The sequence below is a fragment of the Aureicoccus marinus genome (assembly GCF_002954325.1).
Lineage (GTDB): Bacteria > Bacteroidota > Bacteroidia > Flavobacteriales > Flavobacteriaceae > Aureicoccus > Aureicoccus marinus.
The window spans coordinates 2,694,277-2,719,027 of sequence record NZ_MQVX01000001.1; the positions used below are offsets into that span (position 1 = coordinate 2,694,277).

Consider the following 24,751-nt stretch of genomic DNA (forward strand, 5'->3'; position numbering starts at 1 on the left):
GCCACTTTCTAGGGTAAAAATAGCAAAGTAATTCATTTAGCGTGTCTCCTTTAACGCTTCAATGTGAAATGACCGCGCAAGACCTGATCATCGGCCTGTAGGACGTACCAGTAGTCCGAGGAGGGCAAGGGACGTCCCTCTCTCAATCCGGACCAACGAATACCGGGGTCGCCGGTCTCAAAGACAAGTTGCCCCATTCGGTCATAAATACGGAGCCTGAACTGGCTTAGACCTGCAGCTCCTTCTATGGTGAATTCCTGGTTTTGGGTATCGCCATTCGGAGTAAAGAAACGCGGAATGACCAAATGGTTGTAATTCAGACGGGAATCTCCACAACCGTTCTTTTCTCGGACGACAAGAAGATAAGGGCCTCCTACCTGATCCGGAAAGTTGGGAGAATTCTGGAAGTTGAAACCGTCTATACTGTATTCAAAATCTCCCGCTTCAGCCACTTCGATTTGAATCTCTCGGTGATCGCTTCTCACCAGACTGATTCGAGGAATTATAATTTCTTCCAAGACGATGGTCTTTGTTTCTGCGCAACCCGCTCGATTGGTCACCAGAACGGTATAAGTTCCCGGTTCACGTACCAAAATTTCAGGGCTCATCTCCCCGGTAGACCACTGGTAGGTGCCTCCGACATAACCAGCTGATAAAAAGGCGGAGGTGCCTTGACAAAAGTCTAAGGTCTCATCTTCGACGTCAGGCGGAGGAACAAAACGCAGCTCTAAGGCAGTACGGGTTGTCGACAGACAACCACTGCGCACATCGACGGTTTCGGCGTAATAAATTCCTGCAGCGGGTGGACTGAATTCCCTATTGTCTGAAAGTAAAGGGTTTCCCCCACTGGCCTGTCCATACCAATCGATGCGTTCTCCCGCACTGACTACCGCTTGAAGAACGCCAATTTCTCCTTCACAGATTTCCGTTAAGGGATTTCCGCTAGGAGGCAAAGGCGCGGGAACCACTTCTATTTGATAAATGTCCGAAACGGTGGCGCAATTGTCGTTCGCCAGATTCACTGCGTCTTCTGCCACTTTTACCCGGTAGAATTGATCGCTGAGTAAGGGCGGACTCTGGTAGGTAGCTTGGTTGGCGCCAGCGATATCGGCCCAATTTATTCCGTCCAGACTTTCTTGCCATTGGTACGCGTGGGTATTGAAAACCGAAAAATCCGGAGTGGCTTCCAGTTGCACGGTGGTCGCACCGTCTTCCTGACAAACGATACGGGAAGTCTCGTTGGCTTCGTCTTCCAGCAGAAGGCGATCCCCGCAGGATCGAAAGCTAATGTCATCGATAGCCAGATCATTTCCACAACCGCCTTGTCCGTTGTTGATCAATTTCAAAATCACTTCATTTTGACCGGGAAGTGTCTGGAAAACCAGGCCGTAGTTTTCCCAAAGAGGAGCCGTCATGGCCCCAATCGGGCCCGTTTCTCCACTGCGAAGAAGTTGGGTATCGGTGATGTCCCAAATTTCAAAACGAACATTGATCGGGATTCCCCCGTTCGGACAGCTATTGGGTGAGGGCAGGAGGTTTAACACCCAGGCGGCAAACTGGTAGGTGGTGTTTTCGCACAACCCACTGACTTCCCGTCGGTAGAATTCCCCGGCGGTAAAGCTTGCATTGACGATTAAAGAGCGCCCATCGGTATCGCCGACGGTGTGATCGGCTGTATTGTGCCAATCATAATATTGGGTAAAGCTCGAGATGGTGTAGCTTCCGTCTGATGGAGCGCCATTGACGTAGGAATAAGTGGTGGTTCCCGGGGCCAGCGCAGGGCCATTGGTCAGGCCTGTTCCAAAGTTTTCTGTAAAGATGGGATCGCCGGTATTCCCTGTGCAGAATTCGATCTGCCCGTGCAGGGAACCAAGAGAAAAAAGACTGAATATTAAAACGAGAACGAAACCCTTCATATTCCTTTTCGGCTTTGGGGGAATCCCCGTAATTTAGCCGCTGATCGCGACAAATTAAGAAATGCAGTACAATTTTCTCGAAATCGAGGCTAAGTGGCAAAAGTATTGGGCAGAACAACAGACCTTCAAGGCAGAAACACATTCGGCTAAGCCCAAGTTCTACGTTCTGGATATGTTTCCTTACCCTTCCGGGGCAGGCTTGCACGTAGGTCATCCGCTGGGGTATATCGCCAGTGATATCTACGCTCGTTTTAAACGGCATCAAGGGTACGAAGTACTGCATCCCATGGGCTACGATTCCTTTGGTTTGCCTGCAGAACAGTACGCGATCCAAACCGGACAACATCCGGCAGTGACTACCGAAACCAACATCAACCGATACCGGGAGCAACTGGATCGACTTGGCTTCTCTTTTGACTGGAGCCGCGAGTTTAGAACCTCTTCACCGTCTTACTACAAATGGACGCAATGGGTCTTTATACAGCTTTTTGAGTCCTGGTACAATACCAGTTCCGACAAGGCGGAACCCATATCGGATTTGATAAGCGAATTCGAGGCGAACGGAAACACCCAAATAAAAGCGGTAGCCGACGAAGATGTAAAGCAGTTTAAGGCTGCTGAATGGAAGGCTATGAAGGAGGAAGAACAGCAGGCTATTCTCTTGCAATACCGCTTGGCTTATCTGGCCGATACAGAGGTCAACTGGTGCCCGGCGCTGGGGACCGTACTGGCTAATGACGAAATTGTCAATGGGGTCTCTGAAAGGGGAGGCCATCCGGTGATCCGAAAGAAAATGACCCAATGGAGCATGCGTATTACAGCCTACGCCCAACGACTGCTCGACGGTTTACAAAATATAGATTGGCCGCAACCGCTGAAAGATTCTCAGACCAATTGGATTGGCCGATCCGAGGGGGCAGAGGTGGAATTTGAAGTCGAGGGTCACCCCGAAAAAATCAAGGTCTTTACCACCCGACCTGATACCCTTTATGGAGTCAGTTTTATGACGCTTGCACCCGAGCATCCCTGGGTGGAGCGCTTTACGACAGCGGAGCAAAAGGCCGAAATCGATGCCTATGTCGAGGCGACCTCTAAGCGGTCTGAACGCGACCGAATGTCTGACGTTAAAACCATTAGTGGTGCCTTTACAGGAGCCTATGCCCTGCACCCCTTCACCGGAGATCGCATTCCGATATGGATCGGAGATTATGTGCTGGCCAGCTACGGAACCGGTGCTGTTATGGCGGTCCCTTGCGGGGATCAGCGCGACTATGATTTTGCAAAGCACTTTAATTTACCCATCCCCAATATTTTTGACGGAGTTGACATCAGCGAGGAAGCCTTTGCCGACAAAGCCAATACCCGAATTGCACAGTCCGACTTTCTCGATGGGATGGATTACTACCAAGCCACCAAGGCGGTCATAGAACGGCTGGAAGCGGAAGGCCGAGGTACCGGAAAGATTAACTACCGCCTCAGAGATGCAGTCTTCAGTCGTCAGCGCTACTGGGGAGAACCTTTCCCGGTCTACTACGTAGACGGAATGCCTCAGATGATTCCAACCGAATGTCTACCCTTGCCATTGCCGCAGGTCGATAAGTATTTGCCTACGGAAGAAGGAGATCCACCTTTGGGGAATGCTGAGGTCTGGGCCTGGGATGTGAAGAAGCAAGAAGTGGTGGCGAACGATTTGATTGACGGAGAAAACGTGTTTCCGCTCGAGTTGAATACCATGCCTGGATGGGCGGGAAGTTCGCAGTACTTTAACCGCTATATGGACCCCCATAATGAGGAGGCGATTTTTAGCCCTGAAGCCATTGGCTACTGGAAAGGTGTTGATCTTTATATCGGAGGTAGCGAGCATGCCACTGGGCACTTGCTGTATTCCCGATTCTGGCAGCAATTCCTTTATGATCGCGGAGTAGTTCCTCAGGCGGAGTATGCCCAAAAATTGATCAACCAAGGAATGATTACAGGGACCTCGGCTTTGGTGTACCGCGTGAGTGGTACCGATCAGTACGTCTCTTATGGCTTGAGAAAGGACTACCAGGTAGAACCCCTGCGTGTCGATGTTAATCTGGTCAATGCCTCCGATGAATTGGATGTAGATGCCTTGCGTCAATGGCAGCCTCAATTCGAAAAGGCCGAGTTCAGACTGGAAGATGGAAAGTACATCGTCGGACGGGAAGTAGAAAAAATGTCAAAACGCTGGTTTAATGTCGTGAACCCTGACGCCATTTGTGAGCAATACGGAGCCGATTCCCTTCGCTTGTACGAAATGTTCCTCGGGCCCTTGGAACAGTCCAAGCCCTGGAATACAGCCGGTATAACCGGAGTGCACGGTTTCCTGAAAAAACTTTGGAAACTCTATCTCAACCTCAATGAGGAGGAGCCCAGTGCGGAGGCCTTGAAGAGTTTACACAAAACGATCAAGAAGGTAGGAGAAGATATTGAGCAATTTTCTTTCAACACCTCGGTTTCGACCTTTATGATTTGTGTTAATGAACTGACCGCGCAGAAGTGCAGTTCCAAAAGCATTCTGGAGCCCTTGGCCATTTTGGTGTCGCCCTATGCGCCGCACATTGCGGAAGAGCTCTGGGAGATGCTCGGTCACCAGGGATCTATTTCACAGGCTCCCTTCCCGGAGTTTAAACCGGAATACCTGGTGGAGGCCGAAAAAGAGTACCCTATTTCTTTTAACGGTAAGATGCGCTTTAAACTGAAGTTTCCAGCGGACATGGGGAAAGAAGAAATTGAAAAACAGGTTCTTGCACACGAAAAAACCCAAGAACAAATGCAGGGCCGTAGCCCGAAAAAGGTTATTGTTGTACCAGGAAAAATCGTCAACATAGTCGGATAAAATTGAGCTCATGAAAATCGGTGTACCCAAAGAAATCAAGAACAACGAAAGCCGGGTGGCGATGACGCCTGCCGGAGTTAACGAACTGGTAAAGCGAGGCCATGAGGTTCTTGTGCAAACTGAGGCAGGAATCGGCAGTGGGTTTTCAGATGCAGACTACCAGGCGGTAGGGGCATCAATTGAATCGACCATAGAAGACGTATATGCCAAGGCCGAAATGATTGTCAAGGTCAAGGAGCCCATTGCTCAGGAATACGGGTTGGTCCGAAAGGGCCAGGTGGTGTTTACTTATTTTCACTTTGCGTCGAGTCAACCCCTGACCGAAGCCATGATCCAAAGCAAAGCCATTTGTATCGCCTACGAAACCGTTGAGGACCGCAATGGAGCACTACCTCTTTTGACGCCGATGTCTGAAGTGGCGGGACGTATGGCTATACAACAGGGAGCTAAATTTCTTGAAAAGCCCGTTAAAGGCCGAGGAGTTCTCTTGGGAGGTGTTCCGGGAGTCGCTCCAGGTAAAGTATTGGTCATTGGTGCAGGTACCGTTGGAATTCAGGCAGCGAAGATGGCGGCAGGTCTTGGCGCTCATGTGACTATTTTGGATGTGAATATGGACCGTTTGCGCTATGTGAACGACGTAATGCCGCCTCATGTGGTAACCGAATATTCCAACGAATACAACATCAGAAACCACATCAAAACGCACGATTTAATTATTGGAGGCGTGCTGCTCAAGGGAGCAAAAGCTCCTCGTTTGATTACCAAGGACATGCTCAAAACCATGCGTCCGGGAACGGTAATCGTCGATGTCGCTGTGGATCAGGGCGGCTGTGTTGAAACAACACGCCCCACGACCCACGAAGATCCTATCTTCATTATTGACGATGTGGTGCATTATTGTGTAGCGAATATGCCGGGAGCTGTTCCGCATACCTCTACGGTGGCTTTGACCAATGTGACTCTTCCCTATATTTTGAGATTAGCGGATAAGGGTTACGAGGAAGCCCTGAATCAAGACCCTGGCTTGGCCAAAGGATTGAATATTCAGGCCGGTAAGGTGGTGTACGAACCGATCAAAGAGGCATTCGCAGACCAAATGCAAATGAACTAAAACCCGTATTTTGTCAGGATTCCTGACACCAATTACTTAAAAAGGGCTGATTTCACAATTGGTCTGGTTCTTGTTTCCTTTTTGTAAATTGAAATCAAAAGCGATACAAATATGATGACGTACTATATTCTTATTGGCGCAGTCGCACTTTTTAGCTGGTTGGTAAGCAATCAACTGAAGTCTAAATTTAGAAAATACTCCAAGGTTCATTTGCAGAACGGTATGAGCGGGGCAGAAATCGCTCAGAAAATGCTGGATGATCACGGTATTCGCGATGTGAAGGTTATCTCGACCGCCGGGATGCTCACAGACCACTACAATCCAAAAAATAAAACCGTCAACCTTTCAGAAGGGGTGTACAACCAGCGCAATGCGGCGGCCGCAGCTGTTGCGGCTCACGAAGTCGGACACGCCGTACAACATGCCCAGGCCTATGAATGGTTAACTATGCGTTCGCAACTGGTCCCTATCGTTAGTGTAACGTCTGGTATGTCGACCTGGGTTGTCTTTGGAGGCTTGATGCTAGGAGCAGCAGCAGGTGTAGGACTTGGTTTCTACATCGCCATTGCCGGATTGGTTATGATGGGCTTTGCTACCCTATTTAGTTTTGTTACCCTACCCGTGGAGTACGATGCCAGTAAGCGTGCCTTGGTCTGGTTGAAGCAAAAACACATGTTGACTCAGCAGGAACAAGCCGGAGCAGAAGATGCGCTGAAGTGGGCAGCCAGAACCTATTTGGTGGCTGCACTGGGAGCCTTGGCTTCTTTGCTCTACTGGGCGTTTCAGGTATTTGGAGGCCGAGATTAAAATTAAAAGGCCAATCCATACGCCAGACCAATGTACTGATGAAATCGGTTTTGGTCTGGCGTTTCTCTTCCTATCATGCGGTAAATCACCTTGTAATCGTGGCGTCCGTAGCGGTGGTTAAAATCAAAACCAAAGCGCCATACACCACTCAAGGCTAGAGTCGTAAAAGACGATGCTGTGCTGCCCTTATTTCCTTCGATAAGACTGTTATGACCTACACAGCGGTAACTCGCTCTCAGGGCCATAAAGATTTCTCTTTCTGAACTTCCGAGTCGTCCATGAGCAATACTGTTGTGAAGGGCTCCTCGTCGTCCCAAATAAAGGGCGATTTCGGGTTGTACGTATTGTTCAAGCGTACCCCAAGACATTTCTCCCAGTACGGCAAGACGGACACCAAATGGAACCGGAGCCAGTTCCCATTCCCGGAGGTATTTCAAGTAAAAATTGGCTTGCCAGGCATCGGCAATTTCGGCTTCCCAGGCCGGCACGAGGTAGAGCACCACATTTCTGTGGTACCAGCGCTGAAAGCTTCCTGCACGGGAAGAAGGACCTGTACGCCCCAAGAGAACACGGCCTTCCCAGAGCGTGTTTTCATCGGCTTTGGTCCACCGGGTCCACAGCCCGGATAGACCTGCATAAGGTCGATCAAAATCTTCGGTATTTCTGGAACTCACATCAGAGGGGGTGTAGACTTCCTGCCCCAGCCTTAAACTGAATTGTTCTCCTTCTTCGCTCAAGAGTCCACGCTCCGGAATTCTTCGGTAGGTGAGAAAGAGACCGGAAGAGTAGTAGCGATCTGTGGTCAGTAAAAAGTCGTTGTCATGCGAAATTTCCAATTGTTGACGCCGCATCTCCTGGGCTCCCGCGCTGAAGTTCAGTGTAAGGGCTAGACCAAGTAAAAGGAACTGCTTCATCAGAGGCTGATTTGCCGGTCGATTTGCTGGTCTAACGAAATGAAGGTTTCGGTTCGCGAGACTCCTTCAATAGCCTGAATTTTTTTGTTGAGCAGCTGCATGAGGTGTTCATTGTCTCGGCAGAGCACCTTGATCAGAATAGACCAATTACCCGTGGTGTAGTGGCATTCTAAAACTTCCGGCACTTTTTCCAAGGCTTTTACCGCCTGGGGATTGCTCATGGCGCGGTCGAGATAAATGCCGATGTAAGCCAGGGTTGAGTACCCCAATACACGGGGATTGATGACGAATTTGGAGCCGCTGAGAAGTCCTGAACTTTCCAGTTTGCGCAGGCGTTGGTGAATAGCCGCTCCCGATATACCGATGCTGCGGGCGATTTCGAGGATAGGTGTCCGGGCATCCTTCATTAAGTGCCTTAGGATTTTTTTGTCTATCCCGTCAATTTTAACCGAATTGGAACCTTTTTTCATGATTAGCTTATACAAAGATGTATTTCGCTAATGTATACTTAAATACCGACACCTTCAAGGTTGTAACCCAAATAGGGGACTTCTTTTTCGGTAAAAACAATACCGTGGTCGGCGAGTTCGGTTAAAACCGGGTCGTATACTTCTTGAGCCAAAGGAATTTGAACCCCAGGGGTTTTGATGCGACCTTCCAGGATATGCATGGCTACCATTGCCGCAGGGAGGCCCACTGTTTTGGCCATTGCCGTGTAGCGCTGGTCTTTCCCAAGCACCACCATATGCGCATCGATTTGTCTTTTTTCTCCATTGAGCTCAAAGCCAAATTTGTGGTACATGGCAATCATGTCTTTTTCGTCCGGTTCCAAAGTCCAGGACCGTTCTAAAATCTCCTGTAGAGCTTGAGCCGGGGTGCAGTTAGCCCGACGGACGGTCTTTTGGATGCTGAAGAGGTCGAGCTCCAAAAGTTTATCCCAGAGAATGTCGTCCTGATCAATCTTGAGGTAGTGCCGTAACTTGAGTTCCACAGAATCAGTGGGTGAGTAGGGCAGAAACAAATTCACGTAGTCTCTGTAGGTCATCCCTTCTGAGTTTTCGATCTGGTAGCTGTCGTCGGTCATTCCGAGTTGAATGAAAATATTCCAGGCTTTAGAAAAGCCAACCCGGCGCATGGTACCGCGGAAAAGGGTCAGTACATCCCGGAGACCATAGGCTTCCTGATACGACAAAGAGTCCCGATTGGCATAGACTTCAAAACGACCATAGCCGTCAATTTCAAGAAATTCCGTACGCCGAAAAAGCTTGTGGTAAGGGATGTATTTATAGGTACCCTCCTGAAGGAATTTAGCAGCTCCACCTTGACCAGCCACAACGACATTGCGGGGATTCCAGCTGAACTTATAATGCCACAGATTGTTGTCATTAATCGGCGCTACGAGACCTCCTGTAAAGGACTCGAAGAGCAGCATTTTTCCTCCTTGAGAACGAATGCGGTCGATGACCTGCATAGCACTCATATGATCAATGCCCGGGTCTAGTCCCACCTCGTTCATAAAAACAAGGCCTTTCTTTTTTACCTCTTGGTCGAGTTCGCGCAATTCTTTGGATACATAGGAAGCGGTAACCAAGTGCTTCCCATAGTGGAGGCAGTCCTGAGCCACGAGGATGTGCATACGAGCAGGCAACATCGAAACAACTACTGTTGCCTTTTGAATGAGTTTTTGTCGGTCTTCTGTTTGAAAAATATCCAAATCAACACAGTCGCAATAGGCCCGCTGGTCTGAAGTGATCGGGAGTTGACTGGCAGTTTGATCCGCCACGATTAGACGAATTTCTCCTGCCGCACCTCGCTTGAGCAGGTATTGAAGTAGATAGGCGGTTGATTTACCGGCACCGACCAAAAGAATTGTTTGCGGCATGGGCCTGTTGTACTTTTGCGTTCGGCTACGAATGTATCAATTTGTTGAACAAAGGCCGAAAAGAAATCGACGAGAATGAAAAAAACAGCATTGGGCGTGATTGCCCTTTTGGGCGCAGCGGCAGTGGTTTTAGGGGCTTTTGCCAGCCATGGTTTAAAAGAGAGTTTAGAACCAGAGCAGTTGAACAGCTTTCAGACCGGCATACGCTACCAGTTCTATCACGTTTTCTTTTTGTTTGTGGTTTACTTGCTTCCTGGACTCAGTGAAAAGACCAAATCTCTGATCTATCACTTAGTACTGGTTGGCCTCCTGCTTTTTTCGGGTTCCATTTATTTATTGTCGACCAAAGCAGTAACTGGAATTGACATTTCTGCTGTTGGATGGATAACGCCCATCGGTGGTTTACTCCTCATTATCGCCTGGTTTGTGTTAGCTTTTCGTTATTTCGCATCAAAGTCACACTCTTAGGCAATATAAATAAGGCTCCCGGGTTATATTTTTTTAGTTTTGCACCAAATTAAAAGTCAAGTTATGAGTCATTACGACCCAGTTACGAAAACGATTTCGCTGGCCGAGTACGGCATCAAACATCAAAACATCAATTATCAGTGGGAACCGGAGCGTTTGCACCAAACTGCCGTTGATCTTGAGATGGGGCGAACCTCCGATATGGGGGCTTTGGCGGTAAACACTGGAGAATTTACCGGCCGTTCGCCAAAAGACCGGTTCATCGTTCGCGATGAAATCACCCAGGACAAGGTGTGGTGGGGAGACATCAACATACCTTTCGAGCCTGCCAAATTTGATGCCCTTATGGAAAGGGTCATTGACTACTTGAACAAAAAAGAACTCTACGTAAGAGACTGCTTTGCCTGTGCAGACGATAATTACCGACTTCCTGTTCGTGCCATTAACGAATACCCCTGGTCAAACCAGTTTGTCTACAATATGTTTATACGCCCTACGGAGGCGGAGCTAGACAGCTTTAATGCAGAATGGACGGTGATCAATGCGCCTGGTTTTATGGCGGACCCTGAACGGGACGGAACACGCCAGCACAACTTTGCTATTTTAAATTTTAGCCGAAAGATCGCCTTGGTAGGCGGAACGGGTTACACCGGTGAAATTAAGAAAGGAATTTTCTCGGCCCTGAACTTTTTGTTGCCTGTTGAACGCGAAGTTCTGCCCATGCACTGCTCTGCCAATATGGGTGAAGAAGGAGATACGGCCTTGTTCTTCGGTTTGTCGGGAACAGGAAAGACTACACTCTCAACAGATCCAGAGCGCAAGCTCATTGGAGATGACGAGCACGGCTGGACTCCAGACAACACCGTCTTCAATTTTGAAGGGGGATGTTACGCGAAGGTGATCAACCTTTCGGCTGAAAAAGAACCGGATATTTATGGCGCTATCAAGCCTGGAGCCATCCTCGAGAACATTGCCATGGATGCCAATGGCAAAGTGGACTTTACGGACTCCAGCATTACCCAGAATACACGGGTGAGTTATCCTATCCACCACATTCAAAATATTCAAACACCTTCTGTAGGGAAAAATGTCAAGAATATTTTCTTTTTGACGGCCGACGCTTTTGGTGTACTGCCTCCAATTTCTAAGTTGACCCCTTCTCAAGCTGCTTACCACTTTATTTCGGGTTATACCGCTAAGGTGGCCGGAACAGAAGCAGGTGTAGTAGAGCCTGTACCTTCTTTTTCCGCTTGTTTTGGAGCCCCCTTTATGCCTCTACACCCGACGGAGTACGCCGAGATGTTGAGTAATAAAATGACGGAATCAGGAGTTGATGTCTGGTTGGTGAATACCGGTTGGACCGGAGGACCTTACGGCGTAGGAAGCCGCATGAAATTGGAGTATACCCGTGCGATGATTCGCGCAGCTCTTTCAGGAGAGCTGGGCTTGTACTCCTACGATACCTATCACATTCACTCGGTATTTGGCGTAGCCCAACCTAGAGAGTGTCCTGGTGTTCCAACGGAATTGTTAAGTCCAAGGGCGACTTGGAACGATGACGAAGCGTATTACAATATGGCTTTTAAATTGTCCAATGCCTTTAGAGAGAACTTCAAGAAATTCGAAAGCTATGCGAACGAAGAGATCCGCCGTGGTGGACCTCAGCGTTATGCATTCTGAGTGTAACTAACTCAAACAAAAAGGCCGGAACATCTGTTCCGGCCTTTTTTAATGCTTTGAGAAGTCCATTATTTATTGGCTTCTGTAATGTATTTCTGAAGGGCCATGGTCATCGAGGGTGTCTCTGGCGTCGGCGCTTTGATATCGATACGCAGCCCAGCTCCGGTAGCAGCCTGAATGGTACTGTTACCAAATACCGCAATACGGGTATCGTTTTGCTCAAAATCCGGAAAGTTCTTCAACAGAGACTCGATTCCCGAGGGGCTGAAGAAAACCAATACATCGTAGTAAACATCTCTGAGGTCAGAAAGGTCAGAGATGACTGTTTTGTAGAAAATACCGCGAGTCCAGTCGACTTTCAGTCCGTCCAAAACACGTGGGATTTCGTCCTTAAGGCTGTCAGAAGAAGGCAAGAGAAAGGTCTCGTCTTTGTACTTCTTGAACATAGGACTCAAGTCGGCAAAGTTACGCTTACCAACATAAATCTTCCGCTTGCGGTAAACCACGTACTTCTGCAGATAATAGGCAACCGCTTCCGATTGGCAGAAATATTTCATGGTGTCCGGAACCTTGAAGCGCATCTCCTCCGCGATACGGAAAAAATGATCTACAGCGTTGCGGCTCGTTAAGATAATGGCTGTGAATTGGTTAAGGTCAATTTTTTGTTGACGTACCAATTTGGCGTCCACTCCTTCTACGTGAATAAAAGGGCGAAAATCTACCTTCACTTTCTCCTTTTCGATCAATTTCGAATAAGGAGAGTTTTCCATTTTGGGTTCCGGTTGAGAAACCAAAATTGTTTTTACTTTCATGAGCGTCAGACTTTTAAGTAGCTTCCAAAGAGCACTAAAGGCGCTATTTCAAGGGTGCAAAGGTACAAAATAAAATAGATTAGGTTAGCCTGAATCAAATTTTGATGTTGCTTAATTACCGAAAGAAGGCCTACTGAATTGATCACCAGAATAAGACCAAGGGCGATGTACAGAAGAAGTGTGGATTGCGGCCAGATATAGACCAGGCTAATATTGACCAGAAAGACCACCAAGCTGGAATAATTGAAGTAGGAACTTTTGTAAAAAATAAGATCCCCCACCAGAGACTCCAATTGAAAAATATAGCCTTGACCAAGCTGCAGTGCTGTCTTGGCCACTAAGAAGAGAAGCAGCCCTCCCAAAACCGGATAAAAACCATATTGACTCACGACCCCACTTTGGTCCCAGAGCATTTCTTTGGTCAGGTAAATGAACAAGGCGTAGTTCACAACTTGAAATACCGTGATGGAAAGGTGAAAGCCGTTAAAGAATAAGGTGCCTCTTTCGTAAAGGGAGACGTATTTGTCGTTCAGCGGGAGGCTGATAAAATTCATGAAACGGGACGGGTGGTAGTACTTACCCGAAGCCAAAACCATCAGACTGAAAAGAATCAAAAAAGTAATCCAATCAAGGCTTTCTATTGGTCGGTATTCCAGTTCCATACAGTCTCTATTCTTTTTCTTCCAGTTTTAATCGGATGATACGGCTGTTCAAGCCCGGGAGCTGTCCGTATTCTGATAAAGCAATTTGCAAATAGCGAGCTTCCTCAGGAGCATCCAAAGGCAAAGTTATTCGGAATTCTGTAGTATCCGTACTTTTTAAGTAAACCTGGTCCATAGGACCTTCCAAATCGTGCTCGTCTGTTTTAACCAAAAAGGGTGCAGGGTAACTTTCTAAAATGCCTCGGTTAGCGTCCCGAAAGGCAACACGCACCTTGAGTTGGCCTATCGGAATGGAATCTTGGTAAGGGTTGTAAACCCGTAGTTTGCGGGTGCTGATCGTCCGGGATTCAATTTTATCGGAATCGAGCCAGGCCTCTAAGTTACGATAGGAATAAAAGGGAAATTGGACTGGAAGGGCTGGTAACAGACTGTCGATCGAAGATAAATGTTCGGCTTGTGGATCTTGCTCACTGAGGTAAGCCACCTTCTGAAAGCGCAATTTATTTTCGGTTAACGTGTCCAGATTGTACTGGTTTTTTCGAAAACTAAAGGTGTTGAACGAATAGGTTGGACGACCGGTGTAAAAAGAAAACAGCGCTGCCTTTTGGGGGTTGTTTTCAAAAACAACAGGCAAGGAATCACTTCTCTGTTCCAATTGGGTCGTCCATTCCGGGATGTCGTGGGCGGGATGAGGATAAAGTGCCATTCCCGGAAAAATCAATGAAAGTCGAAAGTAAAAAAGGATGGCCACTTGAACACCAGCGAGAGGCCACAGCCACTTTTGCCAGTTTTCGCGCTCGTAAAGAAAAGAAAGGCTCAATAAAAAGGCTGGTAAACTGAACAAGGCCAAGAGCTGCAAACTGACCGGGCGTTGGAAACTGGATAAAAAGTAGAAGACTAATAGACTACAGGCCAGTAAAAAGGATACCCGATCTACCAAATTCTCTTTTTTCCAATTTAAAAGACCCTTATAGACAAAGGGGGTCATAACACCCAGGACCAAGGTGAGTTTTAGCAGGGTGCCGGAGGTAAAGGCAAGAGGTTCTCTTTCGGGCAAGGGCCGTTCAAAAAAGGTGTAGCGCAAACTCACCCAGTCGTTTAGCCCCAGCCAGATCAGGTGTGGACTGTAGAGTAAAAGACAAAGTCCAAGCGCTTGCAGATACAGGCGATTTTTAATCAGGCCGCGTTGAGCAAAACTCATCACCAGCAAAACGAATATTCCCAGGTATTCGCTGTAAAGTAAACCGGCTAAGGACACCCCTAAAAACAGGGATCTGCGGCGAGAGGGCGCGTTGACAAATACCCGAAAGGCCCATAAACTGAGCGCCGTAAAAAAGAGTAATACCGAATTGGGTAAGCTGATAAAGCTGTAGAGATGCAAAAGAGGAAAAGCGCAAAAGACCAAAGCAAACAAGCGTGCATCCTTGCGTGGATTATCCTGACAAAGCCAAAGAAACAGAGCAGTTCCAGCTCCTAAAAGGATGGGGAGTAGTCGTACCCCGGACTCTCCACCATGAAATTGTAGGCCGATCCCAATCAACCAAGAAATCATCGGCGGGTATTCAAAATACCCCAGGGCGGGTTGTTGGGCGTAATACCAAAAATAGGCCTCGTCATACAGCAAAGGCGTGTTTGCGCTTTGCAGTAAATTCAATCCGAGAAAAACGAGCAAAAAGACCCGCATAGAGGAGGGAATACGTACGGCCATGCAAGGAAATTACAGGTTTCAAATTTAGTAACTGTACAGGCCACCATAAAATTGTAATTTTGACGCTAAAAGCTTCTTACCTTGAGTAATTGCCTTGTTATCATTCCCACCTACAATGAGATCGAAAATATCGAGGCGATCATCCGTACGGTATTCGATTTAAAGAAGCCCTTTCACATTCTTATTGTCGATGACAATTCCCCGGATGGTACCGCCGAAAATGTGCGTGAGCTGCAGGAGGAATTTGCGGATCAACTCTTTTTGGAAGTCCGTCAAGGCAAGGCAGGCTTGGGAACCGCCTACATTCATGGGTTTAAATGGGCACTTCAAAAAGAGTACGAGCATATCTTTGAGATGGATGCAGACTTTTCTCATAAGCCCAGTGATCTCTTGCGCTTGCACCGGGCATGTTTGAACGGAGCAGATCTGGCCATTGGATCCCGTTATAAAAAAGGTGTCAATGTGGTGAACTGGCCCCTTTCGCGCATTATTCTTTCTTACGGTGCCTCTTTTTATGTGCGCTTTTTGACTGGTATGCCGATCAACGACCCGACCTCAGGCTTTGTGTGTTACCAACGCCAAGTCTTGGAAGGCATTAATCTCGATGCCGTCCGCTTTATCGGTTATGCTTTTCAAATCGAAATGAAATACCGGGCGTACCTGAGTAAATTCGAACTAAAAGAAATCTCGATCATTTTCACAGACCGCATCAACGGAAAGTCCAAAATGAACAGAGCGATTATTATTGAGGGCATCACAGGAGTAATTAAAATGAGACTGAAAAGCCTCTTTAACCGCAAAAAATTTCAGAATGGCCCAAACCCTACTAAAAAACTGTCGACTCGTTAATGAGGGAGTAGAAAAAGAGGCAGATGTCTTGCTCTCTCCCCCTTTTATTGAGTGTATAGATTCCAATATTTCTCACCCAGAAGCCCAAGTCCACGATCTCCAAGGGAACTACCTCTTGCCGGGATTGATTGATGATCAGGTGCATTTTCGCGAGCCGGGTCTCACCCATAAAGGAACCATAGCCAGTGGGAGTAAAGCCGCTCTGGCTGGAGGGATAACCACCTTCATGGAGCAGCCCAATACCAATCCTCAGACTGTTACCCTGGAGGCTTTAGAAGACAAATATGCACGGGCAAAAGAGACCTCCTATACGAATTACTCCTTCTTCTTAGGGGGAACCAACGATAACCTGGAAGTCATTAAGTCCGTCGATCCAAACCAGTGTGCAGGGATCAAACTCTTCCTGGGATCCTCTACGGGGAACATGCTCGTCGACAACGAAGAGGTCATCGAGCGAATTTTTTCGAATACCCCATTGGTCATCGCGGTCCACTGCGAGGACGAAAGGACCATCCGACACAACCTGGCCCTGGCCAAAGAAAAGTACGGAGATGATATTCCGATGGAGATGCACCCTATTATCAGAAGTGAGGAAGCCTGCTACCTCTCGTCTTCTCGGGCGGTTGAATTGGCTCGTAAAACCGGTGCACGCTTGCATGTTTTTCATTTGTCTACAGGCAGGGAAGTCCCCCTTTTTGATGCGGGCCCTCTGGAGAACAAACAGATTACTGCTGAGGTGTGTATTCACCACTTGTGGTTTAGCGATGAAGATTATGCTTCCAAAGGCAGTCTGATCAAATGGAATCCAGCGGTAAAGCAGGCCTCGGATCGCATGAGTCTACGACAGGCCGTCATGGAGGATCGCATCGATATTATTGCCACTGATCACGCGCCCCATACCTGGGAAGAAAAGCAGAACCCTTATACTTCCGCACCTTCTGGTGGGCCTTTGGTTCAGCACGCATTACCCGCTCTTTGGGAAATGAAGAACGATATTCCGATTGCGAAATGGGTCGAAAAAATGGCCCACAATCCGGCCATCCGTTTCGAAATCGACCGCCGAGGCTATATCCGCGAGGGCTACTACGGCGACCTGGTGGAGGTCGATCCCACCACGTCTTGGACGGTAGAAAAAGAAAATGTCTTGTACCAGTGCGGTTGGTCCCCATTTGAAGGCACCACCTTTGGGTCTAAGGTCAAAAGAACCTGGCTCAATGGCGTATGCGCCTATGATCAAGGAGAATTCATCGCTCCGGGAACGGGAATGCGGGTTACCTACAACCGATAGGAATAGTACCTTTACACCATGATGCAGAGCAAGCGCATTGGATTTTACTTTTTGGGGCTGAGTTGTTGCCTCTTGATCGCTTGTGCCGAAAAGGTACTCGAAGAACCAGAGAACCTCATTGAGCCGAATACCATGATTGACATCATGTACGATTTGTCGGTTCTCAATGCGGTGCAAACCACCAGTCCCGGCACCCTGGCTCAATGGGACAAGGAGATCATGCAAATCATCTATGCTCGCTACGAGATCGACAGCACCCGTCTGGCAGACAGTGATGCCTACTACGCTTCCCTTCCAATTCAATACAAAGGCATGTACGACAGTGTGCAAAAGCGCATAACTCTAGAGTCGGAAAAGCTGGAGGAAATCCGCCGTTTGCGAAACGAAAAAACCATGGAGGAACAAAAGAAGAAACCCCGCTTGGATTCCATTATGAAGGCCAATGGTGTCCCTCAGTCTGTTCGCCAAAAATCCTAGGGTCTTTTCTTGTACTGCCGGTAAAGCCCTGTGTTTTTCATAATCTCCTCTTCGAGCGGAATGAATTCCACGTCCACCACTTCTTTAAGGGCCTCATTGCTGTAGGTCGTTGGTACCTGCAAACTTTTAAGAACTTCTGGAGGTAGCTGCCTCGTGCTCTTAAAAAAGAAAGCTTTCAGTCGGTCTAAGAAGGACAAAATCCCCAGGCTCCAGAGTGGTATTTGTACAAAGGACGGGTTTTTGTTAAGGCCTTTAGCGATATGCCGAAAGAGCTGTTTAAAATTCCACTGTTCCTGAAAGAGGATGAACCGGCGCGATTGGACTTTGGACTGCATCAGGGCCATCATAGCAGCAACCGTATTGTCGACACTGATAAAAGTCGCTTGTCCGGGAGGGTATATTTTGAGGCCTTTGTAAATACGAGAAATCAATAAATCACTGCCTTGGCCCCAGAAACCGGTGCCCAGAATGACCCCTGGATTGACCACGACGGTTTCTAGTCCTTCTTGCTGCCCACGCCAGACCTCCAATTCGGCTTCCCATTTGCTTTGTCCATAGGCATAACTCTCGGTGGGATTCCATGGACTTTCTTCATTGACGGTGCCGCCATCTGCTTCTTTACCGGTAGCGGCAATGGAACTGACAAAAAGCAATCGCTTGACCCCCTTCATTAGGCAGACGTCAATCAGGCGGGAGGTGCTGCGCACATTGTTGCGGTAAAGGGCCTTTCGATCGGCGGGATCAAAAGAAACCATGCCTGCACAGTGGTAAACCTGTTCAATACTGGCTAGGGCTTCTTCCAGAGCAGGAATATCCAGCAGGTCGGACTGTACCCATTCGATTTTACTGAACTGATCCCCCTCAGAATCACCCAATAAGCGAAAGAGTTCCTTTGTTTTTTGGAGGCGCTCCGGGCGGCGAAAAAGGGCCCTTAGCGGTGTTGTTTGCTGGCTCAAATAGAAGAGAAGATGAGAGCCCAATAAACCTGTTCCTCCGGTAACCAAAACCATACGCAAATGTAATTTATATTTGCGATCCAAAAGGCTGGAAAAATGAAAGCAAACTTTGTAGAAGAATTGAAGTGGAGAGGCATGATCCACGATAGTATGCCGGGTACAGAAGAGCACTTGCTCGAAGAAATGCGCTCGGCCTATGTCGGTATTGATCCCACGGCTGATTCCCTGCACATCGGTCACCTGGTCAGTATCATGATGCTACGCCATTTTCAGGAAGCTGGACACCGTCCTGTAGCCCTGGTCGGTGGAGCTACGGGTATGATCGGAGATCCTTCGGGTAAGTCTGCAGAACGCAACCTTTTGGATGAGGCTACTTTGCGCCATAACGAAGACGCCCTAAAAAACAGCTTTCGCTCTTTTTGGATTTTGACAGCGATGTTCCAAATGCCGCCCAATTGGTGAACAACTACGACTGGATGAAGGACTTCAGCTTTTTGGCCTTTATCCGCGATGTGGGCAAGCACATTACGGTGAATTATATGATGTCCAAGGACTCGGTTAAAAAACGCTTGAGCGCCGAAGCCCAGGAAGGAATGTCCTTCACGGAGTTTACCTACCAACTGGTCCAGGGCTACGACTTTTTGCACCTCTTTCGGGAATTGGATTGCACCCTTCAAATGGGGGGCAGCGATCAGTGGGGAAACATCACCACGGGAACTGAACTGATTCGCCGCATCGGAGGCGGGAAGGGATTTGCTCTCACCTGTCCGCTGATCACCAAAGCCGATGGCAGCAAATTCGGAAAAACCGAAAGCGGAAATATCTGGCTGGATGCTAAGCGCACTTCGCCATACCGTTTCTACCAGTACTGGCTCAACACCTCGGATGTCGATGCGGAACGCTACATCAAAATATTTACTCTCTTGGGTAAAACGGAGATTGAAGACCTAATAAAAGCTCACCAGGAAGCTCCTCACCAGCGCGCCTTGCAAAAGCGATTGGCGGAAGAAGTCACCCTAATGGTACACGGAAAACAAGAGTTGGAAAATGCCCAGCAGGCGAGTCAGATTCTCTTCGGAAAGTCGACTTCCGAAAGTCTCAAGGCGCTCGACACCGAGACCTTCCTGGATGTTTTTGAAGGAGTGCCCCAGGCGGTGATCTCACGGGAAAAGCTGAATACTGGACTCGATATGATAGCCGCTTTGGCTGCAGAAACCGGTTTTTTGGCTTCCAATGGGGAGGCCCGACGAGAACTCAAGCAGAATTCTATTTCGGTCAATAAAACCAAAGTAAAAGAGGATTACTCTATCAGCGCGGAAGATTTGATCGCAGACAAGTATGTTTTGCTACAACGCGGAAAGAAGAATTACTACGTCTTGATCGTCGAATAAGACGCTGATTAGTCAGCGACCATCAGGTTGCAGCCCCTTATTTCTGCATGGTCAAATCGACCCAGCACTTCAAAGCCATTGGTGTGCCATCGGCCTAAATCCTGAGTAGCGATAAAGCTGCAGGAATGTTGATTGGCTAGATCGATGACGTTGATCCCTCCACTTTTGCCTTCAGTTGCTAAGCTGAGAGGATCCTCGGCATCCCGAATGAGTATTTTTTTCCAGGGAGGACTATTGAATAGTCCATTGCCCAAGCTGTAGCTCTGAGAAAGCAGCTCAGTCATTCCGTATTCAGAGTGGATAGCCTCCAAATTGAACGCCTCCTGAAGTTCTCCATGCAGTTCTTTGCGGATCATTTCTTTTCGTCGGCCTTTCATCCCCCCGGTTTCCATGACCGTGACTCCGGAGAGGTCCGGATGGTACTGTTCGGCCAGGTCCAGTAGCGCATAAGAAACCCCCAATAAGAGCACTAGGGTTTCACTTGTTTGGGCTTGCTCAATGCGGTTTAAGAGTTCCTTGTAATCACTCAGAAAGAACCCGCCCAAGGGGTTTTGGGAAAGGTCCAACAACTGATCCACCATATAGACCAGAGACGAATGCTGCTGCTCCAGGTAATTCGGCAGGAGGGCAAGAATACAATGCTCTTTGGGGTCCCCGTAAAAGAGCTCAAATGCTTTGATAAAACTTTGTTGGTAGTACGGGGCTTGGGCAACGCGATGTATACTGCGCTGCTGCGCCGTGGTACCACTGCTGCGGAATTCAAGCTCGTAAGGGCCCGGGTGACTGCTTACCTCTCGGGATTTGAAAAAGTCAATCGGTAAAAAGGGAATATCGTTCAGGTCAAAAGCCAGATTCGGGTCAAAGCCCAAATGCACACAGTATTCGCGATAAACCGGATTGTTGTGGTATTGGAATGCAACGGTACGCCGTACAGCTGACCAAAAATCGGCCTCGGTTCGAATACCAAATACTTGGGAGGGAGATAGGGCTTCCACTCCTCAAAATTACGGAAAAGCTTTTCGGGTAATACTTACTTCACAACCAGCTTGCGGGTCATGGTGGTGTCGTTTTCTTTGACTTGTAAAACGTACACTCCAGGAAGTAGTTTCGAAATGTTCAGGGTATGACCTTGCAGGTTTTCTGCCATCACCATCTCGCCAAAGACATCAAATACCTTCACTTCTTTCGTTCCAACGATAGACGTTCGAATGGTCACCTGATTCCCGTAAGCGGGATTTGGATACATTTTAAAAGTCTTGGGTGAGGTCTTGATCGGGCGATCGGCACTTGCGATTTCTTGCCCATGGGTCAGTAGAGGTAAGGCCATAATAATAAGGAAGAATAATTTTCTCATTCAGTCTGATTTGGGTAAGCAAACTAAAAGTAGAAAGACTTCAGGCCTTGACCTATTTATTGTTGTGAGGGGCTCAAAAGACGCTGTGTATAGCTTAAAAGGTGTGGTGTCCTAAAAGGGGAAAATTAGCGGATGATCAGCTTGCGCGTAGCCGTTTTGTTGTTCTCGAAGACACGCAAGATGTACACCCCTTTATCCAGACGGCTGAGGTTGAGCTCACGACCCACCAGTTTCTGTTGCATCACTTGGGTCCCGAAAACGTCAAAAATCAAGATGTTCTTGGGAGCGTTGTTTCGGGTTTCGATGGTGATTCTGCCGTCTGTCACGGGGTTAGGAAAGAGTTTGAAGTCTTGAATCTCTTCCGTAGAAGCCTTCCCTCGACTGCTGTTCATGGCAATAGAGCTATTCTGCGCATAAGTCAGCGTAGAAAAACAAGCCAATAAAAGTACGAGGTAGAGTTTCTTCATATAAGATTGGGTGACAAAGAGTGTGCCACAAATATAAATTTTTTTACGAATTGATTATAAGCTGGTTAGGGCTTTCGGGCGGTTTTTCGATGAACCGCAAGGATTTGACCCAAATTTTAACAAAAAACAAAAACCCCGGCCAGATGACCGGGGTTCCTTGAATTGATAAACTAAACGCTCTTAGTTCGTTGCCCAGCTGAATGTAGAGATGTCTACAGTAGCAGCTGCGTTGTATGCATTTTGTGGGTCAGCATCAGCTCCTTCGATCTGAATATTGGCGAAGGATCCCTGATCTGGGTTAGCCAATTCAACAGAAGTAGCGTATCCGCTCAAAGAAAGTCCAGTGATAGTAGCACCAGAAGCTTTTTTGAACTGAAGCGCTGTACCGTTTACAGAAGAAACAGCGGTAAAGTTGGCAAGGGTTGGGTTGCCATTTGCTCCATCCGCCTCAACAGCCGTGGAGAAAGCTACATCGTGAACAACATAGGTATTGGTCAAAGTACCGTTCCATCCTTCTGTCCAGTCAACAGCATCATCTTCGTTGTTTTCTAGGTAGAAGTTAGAAGCAGAAACCGTTCCACCGAAGAACTCCACACCATCGTCTGTTCCATTCAAGATAGCCACGTTATCGATAGTCGTACCAGAACCAACAGCGTAAAGAGAAAGACCGTTGAACTGAGACTCCGAGTTGATCTGAGCACCAGCGTAGTTGATGATCAAGTAATCGATGTTTCCAGAGCTGTCTTCTGCGTTGTCTCCTCCGTATTGGATTTGACCTACTTCAGCGATTGCATTTACTCCTTCCGTGGTTGGAGCGTTTCCAGCGATCACCAATCCACCCCAGCTTCCAGGAGTTTGAGTTGTAGAAGTCAAAGTAACAGGGCTACTCGCTGTTCCTTGGATATCGATAGCAGCACCTTGCTGAACGACGATGTAGGTTGAAGTAGATTCACCAACAGTCAAATCAGCAGTGATGGTTGTACCCGCAGGGATCGTCAAAGTAGCTCCTGATTCAACACTGAAGGTATTGCTCAAGAAGTAAGCGATACTTGCGTCCAGGGTCAAGTCAGAAGAAAGAGATCCTGTCAAGATTTGAGTCTCAACTTCTGAACCATCTGCCCAGCTGAACATAGAAACATCCACAGTGGCATCAGCCAAGTAAGAGTTAGCAGGATTCGCGTCAGCTCCATCGATTTGGATGTTGGCGAAAGATCCCTGATCCGGGTTAGCCAATTCAACAGAAGTTGCGTATCCAGTCAAAGACAAACCGGTGATGGTTGCACCAGAAGCTTTCTTGAATTGAAGTGCAGTACCACCGACAGTAGATACAGCCGTAAAGTTGGCAAGGGTTGGGTTGCCATTTGCTCCATCCGCCTCAACAGCAGTAGAGAAAGCACCAGTATGTAGAACATAAGCGTTGGTCAAAGTTCCATTCCAACCTTCTGTCCAGTCTACGGCATCATCTTCGTTGTTTTCTAGGTAGAAGTTGGAGGCAGAAACTGTTCCACCGAAGAACTCCACACCGTCATCTGTACCGTTCAAGATCGCAACGTTGTCGATCGTTGTTCCAGAACCAACCGCGTAGAGAGTCAAACCATTGAATTGAGACTCGGAGTTGATTTGAGCACCAGCGTAGTTGATGATCAGGTAATCGATATTACCAGAGCTATCGGCATCTTCCGTACCACCGTATTGAATTTGACCTACTTCAGCAATAGCATTCACTCCTTCTGTAGTGGTTGCATCTCCAGCGATAACCAATCCACCCCAGCTACCAGGAGCTTCTGTAGAAGAGGTCATCACAACAGGGTTACTTGCAGAACCCTGTACATCGATTTCAGCACCTTTCTGAATAACGATATAAGTAGAAGTAGACTCGCCAGTTTCCAACTCGGCAACAATCCTTGTTCCTGCAGGAATAGTCAGTTTTGCTCCGGCTTCAACACTGTAGGTTCCATTAAGGAAGTAAGTAACTCCAGCGTTCAACGTACGGTCAGAAGTCTGTGATCCACTCAAGATGTCCACAGATCCAGAATTCTCGCTCGCCCAGCTAAAGCCAGATCCGTCTTCTGAAGAAGAAGAGTAGCTTGCAGAAGGATCAGCAGAAGCACCATCGATGATGATGTTGTCAAAAGATCCTTGCTCTGGGTTAGCCAATTCAACATTGGTGTCATAGCCGGTCAAAGTAAGACCGTTAATCGTGGCTCCAGAAGCTTTCTTAAACTGAAGGGCTGTACCTCCAATTTTTGAAGAAGTTCCGGCAGAAATGGCAGTGAAGTTAGAAATAGTAGGGTTGCCATTAGCTCCATCCGCTTCGATAGCCGTTGAGAAGTCATTGATGGTGTGCAGAACATAAGTGTTAGCCAAGGTTCCGTTCCATCCTTCTGTCCAGTCTACCGAATCATCTTCGTTATTTTCTAAGTACAAATTCGTAGCAGAAACAGTTCCTCCAAAGAATTCAACACCATCGTCCGTTCCGTTCATGATGGCAACGTTGCTAATGGTTGTTCCAGAACCTACAGCATATAGGGTCAAACCATTGAACTGAGATTCAGAGTTGATTTGAGCACCAGCGTAGTTGATCACAAGGTAGTTGATGGAACCTGAGCTGTCTGTGTCTTCTGTTCCCCCGTAAGAGATGCCTCCAACTTCGGCAGTAGCGTTTACTCCCTCCGTAGTGGTAGCGTTTCCGGCAATCACAAGACCTCCCCAGTTTCCTGGAGTTTGTGCAGCTGAAGTCATGACAACAGGGTTGTTGGCAGTACCCTGAATGACAATATTCGCTCCTTGTTGAACCACAATATAAACGTTGGTTCCTGTGGCGGCGGTAATGGTGGTTCCTGCAGGGATGGTTAAGGTGACTCCTGCGGTAACACTCATGGTACCGTTTAATTGGTAATCTACATTCGGATCAAGAGTGGTGTCCTGATCGATAGAGCTTGGTAGAGCGTTGTTGACTGGGCAGGCGTTGGTACAAGTTCCGCCGCAGTCCACACCCTGCTCTCCAGGATCTTGAACTCCGTTGCTACACAAGTCAACGGGATCCCCGTCGTCCTGCTTACATCCAACAAAAAGTACACTCAGCGCGGTGAGAAGGACGGCAGAGGTCTTTAAAACATTCGATTTCATAAATAGTGGTTTAGATGAAA

At 47.8% G+C, this 24,751-nt stretch carries 20 protein-coding genes and 1 pseudogene; 9 read left to right on the plus strand and 12 right to left on the minus strand.

Annotation, left to right across the window (positions count from 1 at the left end; translation table 11 throughout):
* Nucleotides 1-50: 50 nt before the first annotated feature.
* Complete coding sequence (locus tag BST99_RS12610; protein WP_105002113.1) at nucleotides 51-1,916, minus strand: T9SS type B sorting domain-containing protein; 1,866 nt, start codon at nucleotides 1,914-1,916, stop codon at nucleotides 51-53.
* 61 nt (nucleotides 1,917-1,977) lie between these two features.
* Between BST99_RS12610 and leuS the strand changes: the two genes are divergently transcribed.
* The 3 genes from leuS to BST99_RS12625 all read left to right on the plus strand — a co-directional run bounded on the left by leuS (nucleotide 1,978) and on the right by BST99_RS12625 (nucleotide 6,694).
* Nucleotides 1,978-4,776, plus strand: coding sequence for a leucine--tRNA ligase (gene leuS / locus BST99_RS12615; RefSeq protein ID WP_105002114.1), 2,799 nt, complete (start codon nucleotides 1,978-1,980; stop codon nucleotides 4,774-4,776).
* Nucleotides 4,777-4,786: 10 nt separating this feature from the next.
* Nucleotides 4,787-5,887, plus strand: coding sequence for an alanine dehydrogenase (gene ald, locus BST99_RS12620; protein ID WP_105002115.1), 1,101 nt, complete (start codon nucleotides 4,787-4,789; stop codon nucleotides 5,885-5,887).
* Between the two features lie 111 nt (nucleotides 5,888-5,998).
* Entirely contained in the window at nucleotides 5,999-6,694 is a 696-nt protein-coding gene (locus BST99_RS12625; protein ID WP_105002116.1) for a zinc metallopeptidase, read from the plus strand.
* 2 nt (nucleotides 6,695-6,696) lie between these two features.
* On the opposite strand, the gene BST99_RS12630 is transcribed toward BST99_RS12625, so the two are convergent.
* The 3 genes from BST99_RS12630 to BST99_RS12640 are packed head-to-tail and all read right to left on the minus strand — an operon-like array spanning nucleotide 6,697 to nucleotide 9,490.
* Nucleotides 6,697-7,608 (minus strand): lipid A-modifier LpxR family protein, encoded by a 912-nt coding sequence (locus BST99_RS12630; RefSeq protein WP_105002117.1) that lies wholly within the window; start codon nucleotides 7,606-7,608, stop codon nucleotides 6,697-6,699.
* The gene (locus tag BST99_RS12635) at nucleotides 7,608-8,078 is read right to left on the minus strand and encodes an Lrp/AsnC ligand binding domain-containing protein (protein WP_105002118.1); all 471 of its coding nucleotides are present in this window, start codon (nucleotides 8,076-8,078) and stop codon (nucleotides 7,608-7,610) included. The genes BST99_RS12630 and BST99_RS12635 overlap by 1 nt, the downstream gene beginning before the upstream one ends.
* A gap of 38 nt (nucleotides 8,079-8,116) precedes the next feature.
* Nucleotides 8,117-9,490: a saccharopine dehydrogenase family protein gene (locus BST99_RS12640; RefSeq protein WP_105002119.1), complete on the minus strand. Its 1,374-nt coding sequence runs from the start codon at nucleotides 9,488-9,490 to the stop codon at nucleotides 8,117-8,119.
* A gap of 75 nt (nucleotides 9,491-9,565) precedes the next feature.
* On the opposite strand from BST99_RS12640, the gene BST99_RS12645 reads away from it, so the two are divergent.
* Entirely contained in the window at nucleotides 9,566-9,958 is a 393-nt protein-coding gene (locus BST99_RS12645) for a DUF423 domain-containing protein (protein ID WP_105002120.1), read from the plus strand.
* 63 nt (nucleotides 9,959-10,021) lie between these two features.
* Nucleotides 10,022-11,638 (plus strand): phosphoenolpyruvate carboxykinase (ATP), encoded by a 1,617-nt coding sequence (pckA, locus tag BST99_RS12650; protein WP_105002121.1) that lies wholly within the window; start codon nucleotides 10,022-10,024, stop codon nucleotides 11,636-11,638.
* A 68-nt stretch (nucleotides 11,639-11,706) separates the two neighbouring features.
* Here pckA and BST99_RS12655 read toward each other — a convergent pair whose 3' ends face one another.
* The 3 genes from BST99_RS12655 to BST99_RS12665 are packed head-to-tail and all read right to left on the minus strand — an operon-like array spanning nucleotide 11,707 to nucleotide 14,820.
* Nucleotides 11,707-12,450 carry a uroporphyrinogen-III synthase gene (locus tag BST99_RS12655; RefSeq protein ID WP_105002122.1) on the minus strand — a complete coding sequence of 248 codons (744 nt, stop codon included), beginning with the start codon at nucleotides 12,448-12,450 and terminating at the stop codon, nucleotides 11,707-11,709.
* Nucleotides 12,451-12,455: 5 nt separating this feature from the next.
* Nucleotides 12,456-13,112, minus strand: a complete 657-nt coding sequence (locus tag BST99_RS12660; RefSeq protein WP_105002123.1) for a DUF4271 domain-containing protein — start codon at nucleotides 13,110-13,112, stop codon at nucleotides 12,456-12,458.
* 7 nt (nucleotides 13,113-13,119) lie between these two features.
* On the minus strand, nucleotides 13,120-14,820 hold the full coding sequence (locus BST99_RS12665) for an ArnT family glycosyltransferase (RefSeq protein ID WP_105002124.1): 1,701 nt from the start codon (nucleotides 14,818-14,820) through the stop codon (nucleotides 13,120-13,122).
* 81 nt (nucleotides 14,821-14,901) lie between these two features.
* Here BST99_RS12665 and BST99_RS12670 point away from each other — a divergent pair, with 81 nt between their 5' ends.
* Genes BST99_RS12670 through BST99_RS12680 form a run of 3 tightly spaced genes read left to right on the plus strand, consistent with a single transcriptional unit; the run spans nucleotide 14,902 to nucleotide 17,434 of the window.
* Entirely contained in the window at nucleotides 14,902-15,669 is a 768-nt protein-coding gene (locus BST99_RS12670) for a polyprenol monophosphomannose synthase (protein WP_105002125.1), read from the plus strand.
* Nucleotides 15,632-16,957 carry a dihydroorotase gene (locus BST99_RS12675; protein ID WP_105002126.1) on the plus strand — a complete coding sequence of 442 codons (1,326 nt, stop codon included), beginning with the start codon at nucleotides 15,632-15,634 and terminating at the stop codon, nucleotides 16,955-16,957. Before BST99_RS12670 ends, BST99_RS12675 begins: the two co-directional genes overlap by 38 nt.
* Before the next feature lie 18 nt (nucleotides 16,958-16,975).
* On the plus strand, nucleotides 16,976-17,434 hold the full coding sequence (locus tag BST99_RS12680; RefSeq protein ID WP_105002127.1) for a DUF4296 domain-containing protein: 459 nt from the start codon (nucleotides 16,976-16,978) through the stop codon (nucleotides 17,432-17,434).
* Here BST99_RS12680 and BST99_RS12685 read toward each other — a convergent pair.
* A complete protein-coding gene (locus BST99_RS12685; RefSeq protein WP_105002128.1) occupies nucleotides 17,431-18,444 on the minus strand; it encodes an NAD-dependent epimerase/dehydratase family protein in 1,014 nt (337 codons plus the stop codon). The two genes, BST99_RS12680 and BST99_RS12685, sit on opposite strands and share 4 nt — an antisense overlap.
* Before the next feature lie 42 nt (nucleotides 18,445-18,486).
* Between BST99_RS12685 and tyrS the strand changes: the two are divergent.
* Nucleotides 18,487-19,781: pseudogene (gene tyrS / locus BST99_RS12690) on the plus strand (tyrosine--tRNA ligase).
* Nucleotides 19,782-19,789: 8 nt separating this feature from the next.
* On the opposite strand, the gene BST99_RS12695 reads toward tyrS, so the two are convergent.
* The 4 genes from BST99_RS12695 to BST99_RS12710 form a co-directional block, all read right to left on the minus strand.
* Nucleotides 19,790-20,776 carry a LuxE/PaaK family acyltransferase gene (locus tag BST99_RS12695; protein WP_105002129.1) on the minus strand — a complete coding sequence of 329 codons (987 nt, stop codon included), beginning with the start codon at nucleotides 20,774-20,776 and terminating at the stop codon, nucleotides 19,790-19,792.
* Nucleotides 20,777-20,811: 35 nt separating this feature from the next.
* A complete protein-coding gene (locus BST99_RS12700; RefSeq protein WP_105002130.1) occupies nucleotides 20,812-21,135 on the minus strand; it encodes a T9SS type A sorting domain-containing protein in 324 nt (107 codons plus the stop codon).
* Between the two features lie 125 nt (nucleotides 21,136-21,260).
* On the minus strand, nucleotides 21,261-21,602 hold the full coding sequence (locus BST99_RS12705) for a T9SS type A sorting domain-containing protein (RefSeq protein WP_105002131.1): 342 nt from the start codon (nucleotides 21,600-21,602) through the stop codon (nucleotides 21,261-21,263).
* A 180-nt stretch (nucleotides 21,603-21,782) separates the two neighbouring features.
* Nucleotides 21,783-24,731, minus strand: coding sequence for a beta strand repeat-containing protein (locus BST99_RS12710; RefSeq protein WP_181044230.1), 2,949 nt, complete (start codon nucleotides 24,729-24,731; stop codon nucleotides 21,783-21,785).
* Nucleotides 24,732-24,751 lie beyond the last annotated feature (20 nt).